Origin of the sequence: Nocardioides sp. NPDC051685, assembly GCF_044453405.1 — a bacterium.
Classification (GTDB): Bacteria; Actinomycetota; Actinomycetes; order Propionibacteriales; family Nocardioidaceae; genus Nocardioides.
The window spans coordinates 951,824-968,898 of sequence record NZ_JBITCR010000001.1; the positions used below are offsets into that span (position 1 = coordinate 951,824).

Here is a 17,075-nt window from a genome sequence, read left to right on the forward strand (position 1 = left end):
CGCGGTCCGAAGGATCTGTTGACCGGACGGCTCCGACCCGACACCCTTGCCGCGTGGGTGAGTGGCAGAACTGGGCGGGCAACCAGCAGACCGGGGCGATCGAGGTCGTCGTGCCTCGCGACGAGGCGGAGCTCGCCGCGGTCGTCGTGGCCGCCGCCGAGGCCGGGCGGAGGGTCAAGCCGATCGGCGCCGGCCACTCATTCACGGCGATCGGGTCGCCGGTCGACGTCCAGGTCAGCCTGGACCGGCTGTCCGGGATCGTCCGCGCCGACTCGACCACCGGGCTCGTGACGGTGCGCGGCGGCACCCGCCTCAAGGTCCTCAACCGCGCCCTCGAGGCGCTCGGGCTCTCGATGACGAACCTCGGTGACATCGAGGAGCAGTCCATCTCCGGTGCGATCTCGACCGGCACCCACGGAACCGGAGCGCGCTTCGGTGGCCTGGCGACCCAGGTACGCGGCCTGCGGCTGCTCCTCGCCGACGGCTCCGTTCTCTCCTGCTCCGCGACGGAGAATCCGGAGGTCTTCGACCTCGCCCGCGTGGGGCTCGGCGCACTCGGGATCATCGTCGAGGTCACCCTCCAGACCGAGCCGCTCTTCGCACTGCATGCGCGTGAGGGCAACGGGGAGCTCGCCGACGTGATGGCCGCTTTCGACTCGCACGCGTCGGAGACCGACCACTTCGAGTTCTACTGGTTCCCGCACACCACCCGGGTGCTGACCAAGCACAACACCCGATTGCCGCTGCCGGAGACTCCGCTGGAGCCCGTGGGCCGGGTCCGCGGGTGGATCGACGACGAACTCCTCTCCAATACCGCGTTCGGGGCGACCGTCGAGCTCGGTCTCCGCGTCCCCCGCCTGGTCAAGCCGCTGGCCCGCTTCGCCGCCTCCGCGCTCTCGCCGCGCGAGTTCACCGACATCTCCTACCGCGTCTTCACCTCGGAGCGGAGGGTGCGGTTCGTGGAGAGCGAGTACGCCGTCCCGCGCGCCGCCGGCATGGAGGTCCTCGCCTCGCTGCAGCGTGCGGTCGAGGCGTCCTCGTGGAACATCTCCTTCCCGGTCGAGGTGCGGGTCGCGGGCGCCGACGACATCCCGCTGTCCACCGGATTCGAGCGCGAGAACGTCTACATCGCCATCCACACCGCACCCTCGTCTCCGTGGCGATCCGAGTATTTCGCGGCCTTCGAGCGGATCGCCACCGAGGCCGGCGGCCGCCCGCACTGGGGCAAGATGCACACGCTTTCCGCCGCTGACCTGGCCGAACGCTATCCGCGCTTCGGTGACTTCGTCGCGCTGCGCGACAAGCTCGACCCGTCGCGCACCTTCGGCAACCCCCACCTCGAGCACATACTCGGCTCCTGACCGCCGACTCGGCACAACTGTCCCGCCCAGAGCCGCCGAGTCGGCGCCAATGTCCCATCTCCGGCACCCGAGTCGGCGCCAATGTCCCAAGCCTCTGGGACTGACGCGCCGAGTGGACACCGGATCCTGGGAGAGTTGCGCCGACTCGACGTTGTTTGGCGGGACAGTTGCGCCGGGTCGACCTACCTGGTCTTCACTTCGCCGTCTTCCCGGTGTCACCGGCCAGACCTAGCCTGGCGCGATGCCAGACGCCCCACGTCCCCAACGGATCGCCGAGATCCACGGGCTGCGGGGGCTCGCGCTGGCGCTCGTGGTGGTCTTCCACCTCTTCGGCAACGGCCGGGTCTCCGGCGGCGTCGACGTCTTCCTGGCGCTGACCGGGTTCCTGGTGACCCGGTCGCTGGTCCGCCGGGTCACCTCCTCGGAGCTGCGGCTGGCCGACCACTACGGGCGTACGTTCCTGCGGCTCTCGGCTCCGACGCTGGTCGTGCTCGCGGGGACGGCGGTGCTGATGGTCGCGGCCATGCCTCGGTCGATGTGGGGCTCGACGCTGCGGGAGATCGCTGCGTCGGCGGCGTACGTCCTGAACTGGGAGATGATCCGCTCGCAGCTCGCCTACGGAGCGGCCGGGCCGAGCGCGAGCCCGCTGCAGCACTTCTGGTCGCTGGCGGTGCAGGGGCAGTTCCTGCTGGTCTGGCCGGTGGTCGTGGTGGTGGTCGGGCGGCTGGCGCGGGGGCGGCTGCGGCTCGTGCTGGCGCTCGTCGTGGCGGTGGGGACGCTCGCCTCGTTCGTCTTCGCATGGTGGCTCGGGGTGGCCGACCAGCAGGTGGCGTACTTCCACACCGGAGCGCGCTTCTGGGAGCTCGGCCTGGGGGCACTGGTCGCGCTCAGGCTCGATCATTTGCGTCCGCCGGACGCAATTCGCCCTGCGCTCGCCTGGCTCGGCCTGCTGCTGGTCGCCAGCTCGGGGTTCGTGCTCGACGGAGCGGCGCTCTTCCCGGGGCCGTGGGCGCTGTGGCCGGTCGGCGGGGCGCTGCTGGTCGTGCTCGGCTCCGGATCTTCGGCCCGATGGGGCCCGCAGCATCTCCTCGCGATCCGTCCGCTGCGGTTCGTCGCGGACATCTCCTTCCCCCTCTATCTGTGGCACTGGCCGCTGCTCGTGGCGTGGCTGAGCTGGACGTACGCCACCCGGATCACCCTCCCCGCCGCCGTGGTCGTGCTCTCGGCCTCGGTGGCACTGGCCTGGCTCACCCACCGCTTCGTCGAGCTGCCCGTCACGCGCGTGGGGCCGCCCTTCGCCGGTCTCCGGCGGCTCGTGACCGTCCCGGTCGTGCTCGCGCTCGTCGCCGCCGGGACGCTCACCGGCGCCGCCGAGGTGGAGCGCCAGGACGCCGCGGCGAGACAGGCCGCGGTCGAGGCCGCGAAGAGGTACGCAGGCTGCATCGGCGCCGCCACCCTGGACCCAGCGACCGCCGGCTGTGAAGGTCCGGACCGACTGCTCGACGCCAGTCTCGGCTACCAGGCGCCCGACGGGTCGGACTGCTGGTCCAACAAGGAGCGGCCGGTGCGGTTCAAGGTGTGCACGCTCGGGCCCTCACGGGGCTATCCGCGCCGGCTGCTCGCGATCGGCGATTCGCACAACCACCAGCTCGTCCCCGCCTACCGCGAGATCGCCGAGCGTCGCGGCTGGCGCATCGACGTCGCCAGCCGCGCCGGCTGCCACTGGAACGCCCGGGACCGAGTCGGGTCGCCGCGGACGACCGTGGACCTGTGCCGGGAGTGGAAGTCGCAGCTCGCCGCCTATCTGGAGACGGAGCCGGGGATCGACGCGTACCTCGTCATCCACTCCAGCCAGATCGCGGTCGAGGCCCACGACGGTGAGACCCCCGGCGAGGCGCTCAGCAACGGTCTCGCCGAGGCCTGGGCGAGCCGGCCCGACCCGACGGTGCCGGTCATCGCGATCCGGGACAGCCCGATCTTCGAGGGCAGCACGACCCGGTTCGCGCGTGTGGTCCAGCCGTGCATCGACGACGCCGGGCTCGCGGCGGCGACCTCGTGCGCGCGCGACCGGAAGCAGGTCGTACGCGACGACGGCACCGCCGGCGCCACCCGGCTCACCGCCAACGCCCATCGCATCGACCTCACCGACTACTTCTGCCGGGCCGAGACGTGCTCCCCCGTCGTCGGCAGCCTGCAGGTCTACCAGGACGGCTTCCACATCTCGCCGCTCTACGCCGCCACCCTCGCGCCCTATCTCGGCGACCGGATCGCGAAGATCCTGCGCTGATCCGGCCGGGCTAGGCGACCGCGGGCTCCGGCTCGTCCTCGCGGGGGAAGTGGGCCTCCTTGAAACGTACGGCCAGGGCGACCGACGGGCGCATCGCGGCGGCGGCAGCGACGATGATGGCGCCGATGACGATCCAGCCCGCGCCGCTGTAGAAAGCCGGGTGCCAGCCCATGGCGAGGAAGGTGAACAGAGCGGGCGCCCAGGCTCCGCCGAGCTGGCGGCCGATGCCGGCGACACCTTCGTACTCACCTCGTCTGGCCGGGTCCATGAGCTCGGCTTGGAAGGCCCAACCGGCGGAGCCGATGGCCAGCTCGGCGCCGGTGACGGCGACGTGGCCGAGCCAGACCAGGAAGATGGTGAGGAACCCGTGGGTGTCGTGGGTGACCAGCGTGATCGCGCAGGCGGCGACGAAGAACGCACTGCTCCACCAGACCCGGCGCAACGCGTCGCGGACGCCGTGGACGCCCTTCGAGGTGTAGGCCGGGAGGACGATGCACAGCACCGTGTTGGTCGCGAAGAGCCAGGCCAGCAGCCAGCGCGGTGAGTCGGTGTAGTTGACCAGCCACAGCGGGATCACGGTGTGCAGCAGCACCTGGTTGGACCACAGTGTGCCGGTGAAGGTGGTCACCAGCAGCCAGCCGACGTTGCGCAGCGCACCCGGACCGGGCACCTTCTCGGTGACCTCGCCGGCCGCGCGCCGCTCGTCGTGAGGCGCCCTCGGCAGCCGGGAGATCCAGACCGAGTTGGCGATCCCGACGGCCAGCGCGAAGAACGGCACGCCCCACTTGAGGACCGTGTCGGTGTCCATCGCGAGCGCGATGCCGGCGATCAGGGCGCCGATGGTGAAACCGAGGTTGAGGCTCGAGTACATGAACGCCTGGGTCTCGACCCGCTCCTTGTCGGGGAGCACATCGAGGACGTACGCATTCCGGCCGGCGCCGCCGGCGTTGTTGACCACCTCGAAGACCACGATGACGCCCAGGTAGGCCCAGAAACCGTGGATGAACGGCATCGTCGCGAACATCATCGCGCTGATCAGGGCACTGATCGCCCAGATCCGCTTCGGGCCCACGAAGTCGGCCAGCCGGCCCATCGGGTAGGCGGTGAGGAACGACGCGATCCCCGCCACCGTCAGGCCGATACCGATCTGCGCCGGGGTCAGCCCCACGAACGCGACCAGGTAGAACGCGGCCGCGGTGTTGAACGTCCCGTCCCCTGCTGCGAAGAGCAGCGACTGCGTCGCCAGACGCTTCGACAACGGCGTCGGCGGGATGAGGTTGTCGATGAAACCGGGCAGGGCGGGCACCGGCCAATTGCACCACCGGGAGGGGGACGTTGCCATCTGGTTTTTGCCGAGGCGTCAGTCCGGTCGGCCGAGGCGTCAGGCGCGTCGGCCGAGGTGGCATCGGGGTGACGCCTCGGGCGACGTACGTGACGCCTCGGCCGACGTAGGTGACGCCTCGGCCGACGTAGGTGACGCCTCGGCCGACGTAGGTGACGCCTCGGCTCAGGGGTGGCGGGAGGCGAGGGCGTCGACGGCGTCGCGGGCGGTGGCGGCGATGGCGAGGTCGACGTCGTTCTGGATCCGGGCGGTGCGGTCGGAGTCGGTGAGTACGGCGATGGCGACCCGGCCACCGGGGTGGGTGACGACGGCGATCTCGTGCCGCAGGGTGAGGAAGCCGCCGGTCTTTCCGGCGAGCTCGATGTCGTCGGCGAGCAGGTCGGCGGCGATCCGGTGGGTGAAGACCTGCTTGCCCATCAGCCGTCGCACCATCTCGGTGGCCTCGGGCTTGGCGACCTCGTCGCGCCAGACACGCTGGAGCAGGTCGACGCAGGCGCGCGGCGAGCCGATCGTGGCGCGCTCGACGTCGAGGGAGTCGATGACGTGCCGGCCGCCCGGCCGGCGACCCTCGACCGCGAGCTGGGTGGCGAGGGCGAAGTCGGGGCCGGCGACGCGGGTGGCGTAGTCGTACATCGGCTGCATCCGGTGCCGCACCCGCAGCCCCTCGATCCCCCATTCGGCGAGCTGCTCGTCGACCTCCTTCGGCGGGACGAGGTCGAAGAGCGCGTCCGCGGCGGCGTTGTCGCTGAGGCCGAGCATCATCAGCATCAGGTCGGCGACGGAGCAGGTGGCGTCGTGGGCGAAGGCCGAGATGCCGTACGGCCCGTAGCTCCGCTCCGCCGCGGTCAGCGTCACCATCGCGCGGCCGTCGATCTCACCGCGGGCGATCCGGTCCGCCACGACCAGGGCCAGCGGCACCTTGGCCACCGAGGCCAGCGGCATCGGCCGGTCGACGCCGACCCCGACCTCCTGGCCGGTGTCGATGTCGCGGGCCAGGAACACGGCCCGCACCTGGAGGGTCTCGAAACGCTCCGCGGCCGCCTCGGCGAGGTCGATCAGGCCTCGGTCGCTGCCGACGAGCGGACTCATCCGCGCTCCTTCTCAGGGGCGCCGAGGCCCTCACCGAGCAGCGCGAGCGCCTGCTCCCGCACCGGACCGGCGGCCAGCGGCCCGGGCACCGGCGCCTGCTCGACGAGCCGGTGACCGCGCGGCACCGGGTCGATGAAGGGCGACCAGCTCAGCCCGTACGTCACCGCCTCGTGCCGCGCACAGACCAGCGTCCCGCGCCCCGCCAGCGCCTCGGCCACCGCGAGCCGGTGCGGCGCCGCGCGCAGGGTGGCCGGTCCGACGCCGGCCCGGTCCGCCAGCCGTCTCAGCCGGCCGGCGGGGTCGTCCAGGTCTCGCGGGAGAGCCAGCACCTGCGTACGTTCCCCGCCTCTGCGGGGTCGGAGGGCGCTCAACGACACCGGCCCCTGCGCGGTCCCAGGCGCGGTGGCCGCACCCAGCGGGGTGACCCAGGTGGCCGCGTCGGGGTCGCACGCCTCGACCAGCCAGGCGGCCGACTCCGGCACGTCGGTGGTGGCGCTCGCGAGGCGTACGTCGACGCCTTCCTCCTCCAGCAGCGCGACCAAGCGGGAGAGCGGGGCGGGGTCGCAGCCCGGCGGCACCGCGACCACGAACGGCTCGCGCTCGTGCCGGCGGACGCTCCGCAGCAGATGGTCGGCCTGGTCGACGAGATGCCTCGCCCGCGGCAGGAGCGCGTGGCCGGCTGGGGTGAGCGCGATCTGCCGCCGGCTGCGGTCGAGCAGCTCCACCCCGAGCTCCCGCTCGAGGGCACGCAACCGACGGCTGAGGAGCGGCTGGTCGACACCCAGCTCGAGCGCGGCCTCGGAGACGCTCATCTCGTCGGCGACCGCGGTGAAGCCGCGCAGGTGAAGCAGTAGGTCCACGCGTACAGGATGGCTGATCGCCCCCACCTCGTCCCATGTCAGCGATGCATACGTCCATGCCGGATCGTCCTTGGACGCCGGCCTCGCGGCGGCGTCACGATGCCATGCATGACCCACCCGATCCTCAGCCGCCGTGCTCTGCTGGGCGGAGCCGCCACAGCGGCCGCCGCTGCCACCGTCGCCGCGACCGGCAGCTCGGTGGCGTACGCCGCCGACAGCCCCGCGATCGCCGCCCTCGAGCAGAAGCACCAGCGCCACCTCGGCGTCTGGGCCAAGAACCTGCGGACCGGCCGCGTCGTCGAGCACCGTGCCGACGAGCGCTTCCCGATGCTGTCGACCTTCAAGACCCTGCTCGTGGCCGCGATCCTGCGCGATCTGCCCGCGCGTACGCTCCAGCAGCGTCTGACCTGGGACGACGCCGACGTCGTCGTCAACTCTCCGGTCACCTCGCTCACTGTTCGTAACGGTCTGACCGTGGCGCAGCTCGCCGAGGCGACGATGACGCGCTCCGACAACACAGCGGCCAACGAGCTGCTCCACCTCGTCGGTGGCCCCGCCGGCGTGACGTCCTTCGCCCGATCCCTCGGCGACACCGTGAGCCGGCTCGACCGCTGGGAGCCCGAGCTCAACACCGCGATCCCGGGCGACCCGCGCGACACCACCTCGCCGCGTGCGATCGCCCAGACCTACACGCGGCTGGTGCTCGGAGACGCCCTCGGTGGTGCGGACCGGGATCAGCTGGTCACCTGGATGCTCGCCAACCAGTCGACCGTCACCCGTTTCGGCGCCGGGGTCCCGGCCGGCTGGCGGCTCGCCGACAAGACCGGCGGCGGCGACTACGCGTCGCGCAACGATGTCGGCGTCACCTGGACCCCTGACGGCGCCCCGATCGTCATCGCCGCCCTCACCCGCTCCGACGACCCCGCCGCAGCGCCCCTCGACACCCCGCTCGCGGACATCGCGGCGACGGTCTGCGCGGAGCTCGGCTGACGGGCCGGCGAGCTGTAACACGTCGTTCGTAGGTCTTCTCGCCCTATCAGAACGACCGGATAGTCCTACGAACGACGTGTTACACGTGCGGCATCGGCCTGATCTCGGCCGACTCAGGCTCCGTAGACACCCTCCGGCTCCGGCGCCTCACCGAGCAGCTTGCGGAGGGCCGGTCCGACATCGGCAGCCACCCAGCGAGCCCCGGCATCGGCGGAAGGGCCGTGGGCCCAGCCGTTCTCCACGGTGATCACCGAACCGTCGATCTCGATGACCCGCCCGGTGACATCGCGCGCGTCCGGAGAGGCGAGCCAGGCGACGACCGGTGAGTTGTCCTCGGGGAGCGCCATCGCGGAGGTGTCGAAGGCGCCCTCGGTCATCCGGGTCTTGGCGACGGGCGCGATCGCGTTCACGGTGACGCCATAACGCGCCATCTCGGCGGCGGCGACCAGGGTGAGCCCGGCGATCCCGGCCTTGGCCGCGGAGTACGTCCCCTGCCCGATCGAGCCCTGCAGGCCAGCACCCGAGGAGGTGTTGATGACCCGGGCGTCCCGCTGACGGCCCGCCTTGGACTCCGCCCGCCAGTACGCCCCCGCGTGCCGCAGCGTCGCGAAGTGCCCCTTCAGGTGCACCCGGATCACCGCGTCCCACTCCTCCTCGGAGGTGTTGACGAGCATCCGGTCGCGTACGAAACCGGCGTTGTTGACGAGGATGTCCAGCCCTCCGTACGTCTCGATGGCCTGCTGCACCATCTCCGAAGCCGCCGCGAAGTCGGCCACGTCGGCGGCGTTGGCAACCGCATCCCCACCTGCGGCAACGATCTCGGCCACGACCTGGGACGCGGGCGACTCACCGGTCCCCTCGCCCGCCAGCGAGACGCCGAAGTCGTTGACGACCACCTTCGCGCCGTGGCGGGCGAGCTCGAGCGCGTGCGCCCGGCCGATTCCCCGCCCCGCTCCGGTGACGATCGCGATCCGGCCGTCCAAGAGTCCGGTCATTGAGTGCTCCCTGCGTCGATACGTACGTCGGTCTTGCCAGCGTGAACCAAGCAACTGCTAGGCTACCAAGCAATCGCTAGGTTAGGCAGTGCACATTCAAGGACGGACGCCATGGGCATCTCCACCGAGATCACCGACGAGCAGATCGCCGTCGTCACGATGAACCACCCGCCGGTGAACGCGCTGCCGGTCAAGGGCTGGTTCGAGGTCGCCGACGCGGTCACGACCGCCGCCGACAACGGCGCCCGGGTCGTGATCCTGCGCGCCGAGGGGAAGGGTTTCAACGCCGGCGTCGACATCAAGGAGATGCAGCAGATCGAGGGGTTCGAGGGCATCCTCGGCGCCAACCGCGGCTGCTATGCGGCCTTCAAGGCGATCTACGAGTGCCCGGTCCCGGTCATCGCCGCGGTCAACGGCTTCTGCCTCGGCGGCGGCGTCGGCCTAGTCGGCAACGCCGACACGATCGTGGCCAGCGACGACGCCTACTTCGGTGTCCCTGAGGTCGACCGCGGCGCCCTCGGAGCCGCCACCCACCTGAGCCGGCTGGTGCCCCAGCACATGCTGCGTACCCTCTACTTCACCGCGCAGACCATCACCGCCCAACGCCTCCACGAGCTGGGGTCCGTCCACGCGGTCGTCCCGCGGGCGGACCTCGACGAGAAAGCCCTCGAGGTCGCCCGGCAGATCGCGAAGAAGGACCCGCAGGTCATCCGCGCCGCCAAGGCCGCGCTCAACGGCATCGACCCGGTCGACGTGAACGCCTCCTACCGCTTCGAGCAGGGCTTCACCTACGAGCTCAACCTCGCCGGCGTCGCCGACGAGCGCCGCGACGCCTTCGTGAAGGACGGAAAGTGATGCCCACTCGGCGCAACTGTCCCACCCCACAGCGCCCACTCGGCGCATCTGCCCCATCCCACAGCGCCCACCCGGCGTGTCTGTCCCAGGACCTTGGGGCAGACGCGCCGACTCGCGCCGGTTTCGCGGGGCACACGCGCCGAGTCGGCATCAGATCTTGGGGCAGACGCGCCGAGTCGGCGCCGGATCTTGGGGCATTCGCGCCGACTCGGCAGGATCAGGAGGCTCGATGAGCACCGAACAGACATTTCGTACGCCGCTGACCGACCTCACCGGCGTCGACCACCCGATCGTCCAGACCGGGATGGGTTGGGTCGCCGGCCCGCGCCTGGTCTCCGCCACCGCGAACGCGGGCGCGCTCGGCATCCTGGCCTCGGCCACGATGACCCTCGACGAGCTCGAGAAGGCGATCGTCGAGGTCAAGGGCCGCACCGACAAGCCGTTCGGGGTGAACCTGCGCGCCGACGCCTCGGACGCTCCCGACCGCTGCCGGCTGCTCATCGACCACGGTGTGAAGGTCGCGAGCTTCGCCCTGGCGCCCAAGCCCGAGCTGATCAGCAAGCTCAAGGAGCACGACATCGTCGTGATGCCGTCGATCGGCGCGGCCAAGCACGCCAAGAAGGTCGCCGGCTGGGGCGCGGACATGGTGATGATCCAGGGCGGCGAGGGCGGTGGCCACACCGGCGCGGTCCCGACCACCCTGCTCCTCCCCTCCGTCCTCGACGCCGTCGACATCCCCGTCGTCGCCGCAGGCGGCTTCTTCGACGGCCGCGGACTCGCCGCGGCGATGGCCTACGGCGCCGCCGGTATCGGCATGGGGACCCGCTTCCTGCTCACCGCCGACTCCGCGGTCCCCGAGGACGTACGACGGCGCTACCTGACCTTCGGTCTCGACGGCACTGTCGTGACCACGAAGGCCGACGGAATGCCGCACCGCCTGCTCCGCACCGAGTTCATCGACACTCTCGAGAAGGAGGGCATCACCGCGAAGCTGGCCCGCACGATCAAGCGGACAAGGCAGTTCAAGGAGATGTCCGGCCTCCCCTGGCGCACGCTCGTCAAGGACGGCCGGAGCATGGTCCACGGTGGCGACCGCACCTGGGCCGAGGTCGTCCTCGCCGCCAACACCCCCATGCTCCTCCGCGCCGGCCTCGTCGAGGGCGACACCTCCGCAGGGATGCTCTCCAGCGGCCAGGTCGTCGGCCTCCTCGACGACCTCCCCACCTGCGAGAAGCTGGTGGACCGCGTCATCGCCCAAGCCGCCGACCGCCTCAAACATGTGGACGCGAACCGCGCCTGAGCAGCAGGCTGGCCCCATGGCCATCGAGGTTCGCCCGGCAGAGGTGTTCGAGGACGTACGCACCCTCGTCGGACCCAAACGCCCCGACGCCAGCGTGTGCTGGTGCCTGAGCTACCGGATCCCGTCGACGATCAACAACAAGATGCGCGGCCAGGAGCGCGGTGAGTTCGTACGCAACCTGCTCGCCGACGGGCCACTGGGCGTGCTCGCCTACGACGGCGAGGAGCCGGTCGGCTGGGCCGCCGTCGCGCCACGCGCGGACACCACCTTCGCCCGCAACCGGAAGATCCCGCACGTCGACGACCTGCCGGTCTGGTCCGTCTGGTGCATCCGGGTCCGGCCCGGCCACCGCGGCCAAGGCATCTCGCACACGCTCATCGAGGGTGCCGTCGAGTTCGCGCGCGACCGCGGCGCCCCGGCCATCGAGGCCTATCCGCTCGACAACCAGGGCGCGAAGGTCGACCTGACGATGGCCTACGCCGGGATCCGCAAGAACTTCGAGGCCGCGGGCTTCACCTGGGCCGCCGACACCACCTCGGTCCTCGCCGGCCACCCACGCGTCCTGATGCGGCGCGACCTGAGCTGACGCACCGGTTGACCATCATCGGTACACTGACGTGCGTGAAGACCGACACGAGCCGCGTACGCATCGCGCTCGTCGCGCTTTTCACGCTGATGCTCCCGGCGCTGATGAGCGTCGACCCCGAGCAGGCGCTGCTGACCATCGCGGTCTCGACCGCCCTCGCCGCCGTCACCATCGGCGCGATCCACAACATCGGGTCGTTCGCCCTGGTCAGGGCCCATTCGACGGCCCCTCGTGACGCCTCCGACGGGCCTCACCATCTCGCTGCCCGGGTCACCGACCCGGTCTGCTCCCCGCGCCGTCCGCGCGCTCCTGAGCAGGTCTGACCGCTCGCCCACCGGGGCGAACCACGTCAGGCCATCCCACTCACCTCAGGAGCACACCCATGTCCGTACTCGCCCCGTTGTCGCATGCCCTCGCCGCCGTACTCGCCGGCGCCCACCACGTCCTCGCCTTCGCCGGCGACAACGTCAGCTGGCTACTGGCCATCGCCGCCGTCGTGGTGCTGGTCCGCCTCGCCCTCCTCCCGTTGACGATCCGCGGCGTACGCACCGCCCACGCCGCCGCCCGCGCCCGCCCGCAGCTCCAGGCGCTGACCAAGAAGTACGCCAAGAAGAGCTCCTCCGGCAGCCCGACCCAGGCTGACATGATGGCGATGATGGAGGAGCGGCGGAAGATCAACGAGGAGCACGGCGTACCCCGCTTCGCGATGCTCGCCGCCTTCGCCCAGCTGCCGATCTTCCTGGCGCTCTACCACCTGCTCTCCGACGTCAGCCGGCAGCATGCGGTCGGCGCGATGGGCGACTCGCTGGTCGCCTCGCTCGGGGCGGCGACCTTCCTCGGCACGCCGCTCACCGGCCGCGGCTACCTCTCCGGCGACACCACCCATCTGGTGATCACCCTCGGCCTCGCCGCCACCGCCGCCGCGGTCAGCTACCTCAGCCAACGGCTGTGGGTCCTGCCCAACATGGTGCGCGCCGACATGCCCGAGTCGATGATCCGGATTCAGGAGCTCATGCCCGTCATCTCCGCCGGCGGCATGCTCCTCGCCGGCAGCAGCGTTCCGCTCGCCCTGCTGGTCTACTGGGTCATCAGCGGCCTGTGGACCGCCGGCCAGGCCGCGGTCATCCACCGCTGGTTCCCCACCCCCGGCTCCCCCGCCGCCGAGAAGCAGCTCGAGCTCAGAGCCGCTCGATGATGGTGACGTTGGCCTGGCCGCCGCCTTCGCACATCGTCTGGAGACCGTAGCGACCGCCGGTGCGCTCGAGCTCGTTGAGGAGGGTGGTCATCAGCCGGGTGCCGGTGGCGCCGATGGGGTGGCCGAGGGCGATGCCGCCGCCGTTCACATTGACCTTCGAATGCGGGATGTCGAGCTCCTTCATCCACGCCAGGACGACGGAGGCGAAGGCCTCGTTGCACTCGAACAGGTCGATGTCGTCGACGGTGAGGCCGGTCTTGGCCAACGCGTGCCGGGTGGCCTCGATCGGTCCGGTGAGCATCCAGACCGGGTCGTCACCGCGGACCGAGAGGTGATGGATCCGGGCTCGCGGGGTGAGGCCGAAGGTGCGTACGGCCTGCGCGGAGGCGACCAGCAGCGCCGAGGAGGCGTCGCAGATCTGCGAGGCGACCGCCGCGGTGATCCGCCCACCCGGAGCGAGCGGCTCCAGCGAGGCCATCTTCTCGAGCGACGTGTCGCGCGGGCACTGGTCGACGGCGAAGTCGCCGACGGGCACGATCTCCCGGTCGAACCGCCCCTCGGCGATCGCGGTCTTGGCGCGCTGATGGGAGGCCAGGGCATAGGCCTCCATGTCCTCGCGGGAGATGTCCCACTTCTCAGCGATCATCTCGGCGGAGCGGAACTGGGAGACCTCCTGGTCGCCGTAGCGCTTCACCCAGCCGGGCGACTCGGCAAACGGGGTGGTGAACCCGTATTCGGCGCCCACCAGCATCGCCGCCGAGATCGGGATCGCGGACATGTTCTGCAGCCCACCGGCGACCACCAGGTCCTGGGTCCCCGACATCACCCCCTGCGCCGCGAAGTGCACCGCCTGCTGGGAGGAGCCGCACTGCCGGTCGATGGTCACGCCGGGTACGTGGTCGGGCAGGCCGGCCACCAACCACGCCGTCCGCGCGACGTCGCCGGCCTGCCCACCGATGGTGTCGCAGCACCCCATGATCACGTCGTCGACGGCCCCCGGGTCGATCCCGGTGCGGTCCACGAGCGCGGCCAGCGAGTGCGCACCCAGATCTGCCGGATGAATCCCGGCCAGCGCACCCCCGCGCTTCCCCACAGCCGTACGAACCGCATCGACGATGAATGCCTCAGACATGAGCCCTCCAGACTCTCCGCGAAAGGTCGATTTCTGACGCCGAGGCGTCGATTATTGGCGTCGAAGCGTCAATTTCTAGAAGGTCGCGGCACAGAAACTGACCCCTCGCGATCAGAAATCGACCTCTCGTGGTCAGAAACTGACCTCTCGGCGGGTTAGGCATGTTGGCTGCTTACCGAGACGACTTCGCCGGTCATGTAGGTCGCGTAGTCGCTGGCCAGGAAGACCATGACGTTGGCGACCTCCCAGGGCTCGGCGGCGCGGCCGAAGGCCTCACGGGCCTTGAGCTCCTCAAGGAGTTCCGGACTCGTGACCTTCTCCAGGAACGGGTGCATGGCCAGGGACGGCGAGACCGCGTTGACCCTGATCCCGTGCGGCGCCAGGTCGGCGGCGGCCGAGCGGGTCAGCGCCATCACGCCGGCCTTGGCCGCGGCGTAGTGCGCCTGCCCCTCCTGCGCCCGCCAGCCGATGACGGAGGCGTTGTTGACGATCACGCCGCGCTTCCCGGCGGCCGCGAAGCGTTGCCCGACGGCCCGGATGCACCGGAACGTCCCGGTCAGGGTGATGTCGAGAACCCGAGTCCACTGGTCGTCGGTCATCTCCAGCACCGACGCGGTCCCGCCGAGCCCGGCGTTGTTGATCATCACGTCGACACCGCCGTACGGCTCGGCGGCGTCGAGCAGCGCCTGGACCTGGTCCTCCTGGGTGACATCGCAGGTCACCGCAGTGATCCGGTCCTCCCCGAACTCCTCGGCGAGGGCATCGCGCGACTCCTTGAGCCGACGCTCGTGGGTGTCGGAGACGACGACCGCCCTGGCGCCCTCCTCGAGCACCTTCCGCACGACCGCCGCCCCGATCCCCGCACCGGCGGCGGCGGTCACGACGACGACCCGACCCTCCAGGAGTGAGTGGCCGGGGACGTACGCGGGGGTGGGCTGTTCCGGCTTCATGCACGAGCCTCTCGTGGCAGGCCGAGCACGCGCTCGGCGATGATGTTCCGTTGGATCTCGTCCGAGCCGCCGTAGATCGTGTCGGCACGGGAGAAGAGGTAGAGGGACTGGAGCCGGTCGAGCGCGTAGCCCTCGCCGGTGGTCAGCCCGGCGAGCCCGACGACGTCCATCGCCAGCTCGCCGAGCTCGCGGTGCCACCGCGCCCACAGCAGCTTGGAGACGCTCGCCTCGGGGCCCGAGGACCCGGAGTCGTACGCAGAGAGGGTCCGCAGCGCGTGCAGCCTGAGCACCTCGAGCCCGACATGGGCCTGGGCGAGTCTCGACGAGATGTCGGGCGAGTCAATGGTGCCGTTGGCCCGGGCGGCCTCCTCGACCGTCTCCAGCTCGCGGGCGAAGCCGACCTGCTGGCCGATCGTGGAGACACCGCGCTCGAACCCGAGCGTCGCCATCGCGACCTTCCAGCCGTCGCCGGGCTCACCCACGACCAGGTCGGCCGAGGTGACAGCGCCGTCGAAGAAGACCTCGTTGAACTCGGAGGTGCCGGTGAGCTGCTCGATCGGCCGTACGTCGACCCCGGGCTGCGCCATCGGCACCAGCAGGTAGGACAGCCCGTGGTGGCGCGACGAGCCCGGATCGGTGCGGCACACGACGAAGCACCAGTCGGAGAGGTGGGCATTCGACGTCCAGACCTTCTGCCCGTCGACGACCCACTGGTCGCCGTCCAGCCGGGCGCGGGTGCGCACGCCGGCCAGGTCGGAGCCGGCACCGGGCTCGGAGTAGCCCTGGCACCACAGCTCCTCGACCGCGACGATCTTGGGCAGGAACCGCTCCTGCTGGGCAGCGGTGCCGTGCGCGATCAGGGTGGGGCCGAGCAGCTCCTCCCCGAGGTGGTTCACCCGGACCGGGGCATCCGCGCGGGCGTACTCCTCGTGGAAGATCACCTGCTGGAACAGCGGCAGGCCGCGGCCGCCGTGCTCCTCGGGCCAGCCCAGACACGTCCACCCGTGTGAGGCCAGGTAGCGGTTCCACGCCAGCCGGCCCTCGTACGACTCGTGGTCGCGGCCGTTCCCGCCGGTGCCGCGCAGCGCCGCCCACTCGCCGACCAGATGGTCGGCGAGCCACTCGCGCACCTCGGCACGGAACGCCTCGTCCTCGGCGGAGTAGGTCAGGTCCATGCCGGACAACCTACCAAACCAAGCACTTGTTTGGTAGCGTCTCCCGCATGAGCGCCACTCCAACCGAGACCAGTGTCGTGACGTACGAGACCCACGGACCTGTCGCGGTGGTCCGGCTGAACCGCCCCGAGTACCGCAACGCCCAGAACTCGAAGGTGACCTACGCCCTCGACGCGGCGTTCACCCGGGCGACCAACGACGACGAGATCAAGGTGATCGTCCTCGGCGGCAACGGCAAGCACTTCTGTGCCGGCCACGACATCGGCACCCCGGGCCGGGACGTCGACGAGAGCTTCGAGCGCAAGGCCGTGATGTGGTGGGACCACGTCGGCAAGTCAGGTGTGGACAGTCGGTTCGCGCGCGAGTCCGAGGTCTACCTGGGGATGTGCCGCCGCTGGCGTGAGCTCCCGAAGCCGACGATCGCGATGGTGCAGGGCGCCTGCATCGCCGGCGGTCTGATGCTGGCCTGGTCCTGCGACTTCATCGTCGCCTCCGACGACGCGTTCTTCTCCGACCCGGTGGTCAAGATGGGCATCCCCGGGGTGGAGTACTTCGCCCACCCGTGGGTCACCAACCCCCGCGCCGCCAAGGAGATGCTCTTCACCGGCGGCCGCTTCTCTGCCTCACAGGCGGAGACCTGGGGCATGGTCAACCACGTCGTGCCCCGTGACGACCTCGAGACCGAGACCCTCGCGCTCGCGGGCCGGATCGCCGAGATGCCGCGCCTGGGGCTCGCGCTGGCCAAGAAGGCGGTCAACCAGGCCGAGGACCTGATGGGCATGCGCGCCGGGATGGACTCGGTCTTCGGCCTCCACCACGCCGCCCACGCCCACAACGCCGAGGTCGGCAAGGACTCCCTGGCGGGGATGGACGCAAGGTCGATGAAGTCGTGAGGTTCGAGCGCGGAGGGCCGGCCCGGCGAGCTGTAACACGCTGTTCGTCGGACTACTCGCCCTAT

16 protein-coding genes are annotated in these 17,075 nt (G+C 70.7%); 9 read left to right on the top strand and 7 right to left on the bottom strand.

Translation table 11 applies throughout. The annotated features are described in order from the left end of the window. Positions 1–53 precede the first annotated feature (53 nt). Together ACIA03_RS04625 and ACIA03_RS04630 are read left to right on the top strand one after the other, a co-directional pair. Positions 54–1,361 carry a D-arabinono-1,4-lactone oxidase gene (locus tag ACIA03_RS04625; RefSeq protein WP_396979698.1) on the top strand — a complete coding sequence of 436 codons (1,308 nt, stop codon included), beginning with the start codon at positions 54–56 and terminating at the stop codon, positions 1,359–1,361. 241 nt (positions 1,362–1,602) lie between these two features. Further along, positions 1,603–3,648, top strand: coding sequence for an acyltransferase family protein (locus ACIA03_RS04630; RefSeq protein ID WP_396979700.1), 2,046 nt, complete (start codon positions 1,603–1,605; stop codon positions 3,646–3,648). A 10-nt stretch (positions 3,649–3,658) separates the two neighbouring features. Here the strand turns inward: ACIA03_RS04630 and ACIA03_RS04635 are convergent, their stop codons facing one another. The 3 genes from ACIA03_RS04635 to ACIA03_RS04645 all read right to left on the bottom strand — a co-directional run bounded on the left by ACIA03_RS04635 (position 3,659) and on the right by ACIA03_RS04645 (position 6,939). Beyond that, positions 3,659–4,954 (bottom strand): MFS transporter, encoded by a 1,296-nt coding sequence (locus tag ACIA03_RS04635; RefSeq protein WP_396979702.1) that lies wholly within the window; start codon positions 4,952–4,954, stop codon positions 3,659–3,661. 201 nt (positions 4,955–5,155) lie between these two features. Beyond that, a complete protein-coding gene (locus tag ACIA03_RS04640; RefSeq protein ID WP_396979704.1) occupies positions 5,156–6,079 on the bottom strand; it encodes a serine hydrolase in 924 nt (307 codons plus the stop codon). Continuing rightward, positions 6,076–6,939, bottom strand: coding sequence for a LysR family transcriptional regulator (locus tag ACIA03_RS04645; protein ID WP_396979706.1), 864 nt, complete (start codon positions 6,937–6,939; stop codon positions 6,076–6,078). The genes ACIA03_RS04640 and ACIA03_RS04645 overlap by 4 nt, the downstream gene beginning before the upstream one ends. Positions 6,940–7,047: 108 nt before the next feature. Here ACIA03_RS04645 and bla point away from each other — a divergent pair, with 108 nt between their 5' ends. Beyond that, positions 7,048–7,929, top strand: coding sequence for a class A beta-lactamase (gene bla / locus ACIA03_RS04650; RefSeq protein WP_396979708.1), 882 nt, complete (start codon positions 7,048–7,050; stop codon positions 7,927–7,929). A gap of 113 nt (positions 7,930–8,042) precedes the next feature. Here bla and ACIA03_RS04655 read toward each other — a convergent pair whose 3' ends face one another. After that, positions 8,043–8,924: an SDR family oxidoreductase gene (locus ACIA03_RS04655; RefSeq protein WP_396979710.1), complete on the bottom strand. Its 882-nt coding sequence runs from the start codon at positions 8,922–8,924 to the stop codon at positions 8,043–8,045. A 111-nt stretch (positions 8,925–9,035) separates the two neighbouring features. Here ACIA03_RS04655 and ACIA03_RS04660 point away from each other — a divergent pair, with 111 nt between their 5' ends. From ACIA03_RS04660 to yidC, 5 genes are all read left to right on the top strand, one after another. Further along, positions 9,036–9,779, top strand: a complete 744-nt coding sequence (locus ACIA03_RS04660) for an enoyl-CoA hydratase family protein (protein ID WP_396979712.1) — start codon at positions 9,036–9,038, stop codon at positions 9,777–9,779. Between the two features lie 229 nt (positions 9,780–10,008). Next, positions 10,009–11,079 (top strand): NAD(P)H-dependent flavin oxidoreductase, encoded by a 1,071-nt coding sequence (locus tag ACIA03_RS04665; RefSeq protein WP_396979714.1) that lies wholly within the window; start codon positions 10,009–10,011, stop codon positions 11,077–11,079. A gap of 16 nt (positions 11,080–11,095) precedes the next feature. After that, the gene (locus ACIA03_RS04670) at positions 11,096–11,665 is read left to right on the top strand and encodes a GNAT family N-acetyltransferase (RefSeq protein WP_396979716.1); all 570 of its coding nucleotides are present in this window, start codon (positions 11,096–11,098) and stop codon (positions 11,663–11,665) included. A gap of 35 nt (positions 11,666–11,700) precedes the next feature. Next, positions 11,701–11,988, top strand: coding sequence for a hypothetical protein (locus ACIA03_RS04675; RefSeq protein WP_396979718.1), 288 nt, complete (start codon positions 11,701–11,703; stop codon positions 11,986–11,988). 59 nt (positions 11,989–12,047) lie between these two features. Next, positions 12,048–12,860: a membrane protein insertase YidC gene (gene yidC / locus ACIA03_RS04680; RefSeq protein WP_396979720.1), complete on the top strand. Its 813-nt coding sequence runs from the start codon at positions 12,048–12,050 to the stop codon at positions 12,858–12,860. On the opposite strand, the gene ACIA03_RS04685 is transcribed toward yidC, so the two are convergent. From ACIA03_RS04685 to ACIA03_RS04695, 3 genes are all read right to left on the bottom strand, one after another. After that, positions 12,844–13,992 (bottom strand): acetyl-CoA C-acetyltransferase, encoded by a 1,149-nt coding sequence (locus ACIA03_RS04685; protein WP_396979722.1) that lies wholly within the window; start codon positions 13,990–13,992, stop codon positions 12,844–12,846. The genes yidC and ACIA03_RS04685 overlap by 17 nt on opposite strands. 155 nt (positions 13,993–14,147) lie before the next feature. After that, entirely contained in the window at positions 14,148–14,942 is a 795-nt protein-coding gene (locus ACIA03_RS04690; protein ID WP_396979724.1) for an SDR family oxidoreductase, read from the bottom strand. Continuing rightward, entirely contained in the window at positions 14,939–16,117 is a 1,179-nt protein-coding gene (locus ACIA03_RS04695) for an acyl-CoA dehydrogenase family protein (RefSeq protein ID WP_396979726.1), read from the bottom strand. The genes ACIA03_RS04690 and ACIA03_RS04695 overlap by 4 nt, the downstream gene beginning before the upstream one ends. A gap of 47 nt (positions 16,118–16,164) precedes the next feature. On the opposite strand from ACIA03_RS04695, the gene ACIA03_RS04700 reads away from it, so the two are divergent. Beyond that, a complete protein-coding gene (locus ACIA03_RS04700) occupies positions 16,165–17,010 on the top strand; it encodes an enoyl-CoA hydratase (RefSeq protein WP_396979727.1) in 846 nt (281 codons plus the stop codon). The last annotated feature ends 65 nt before the right edge of the window (positions 17,011–17,075 follow it).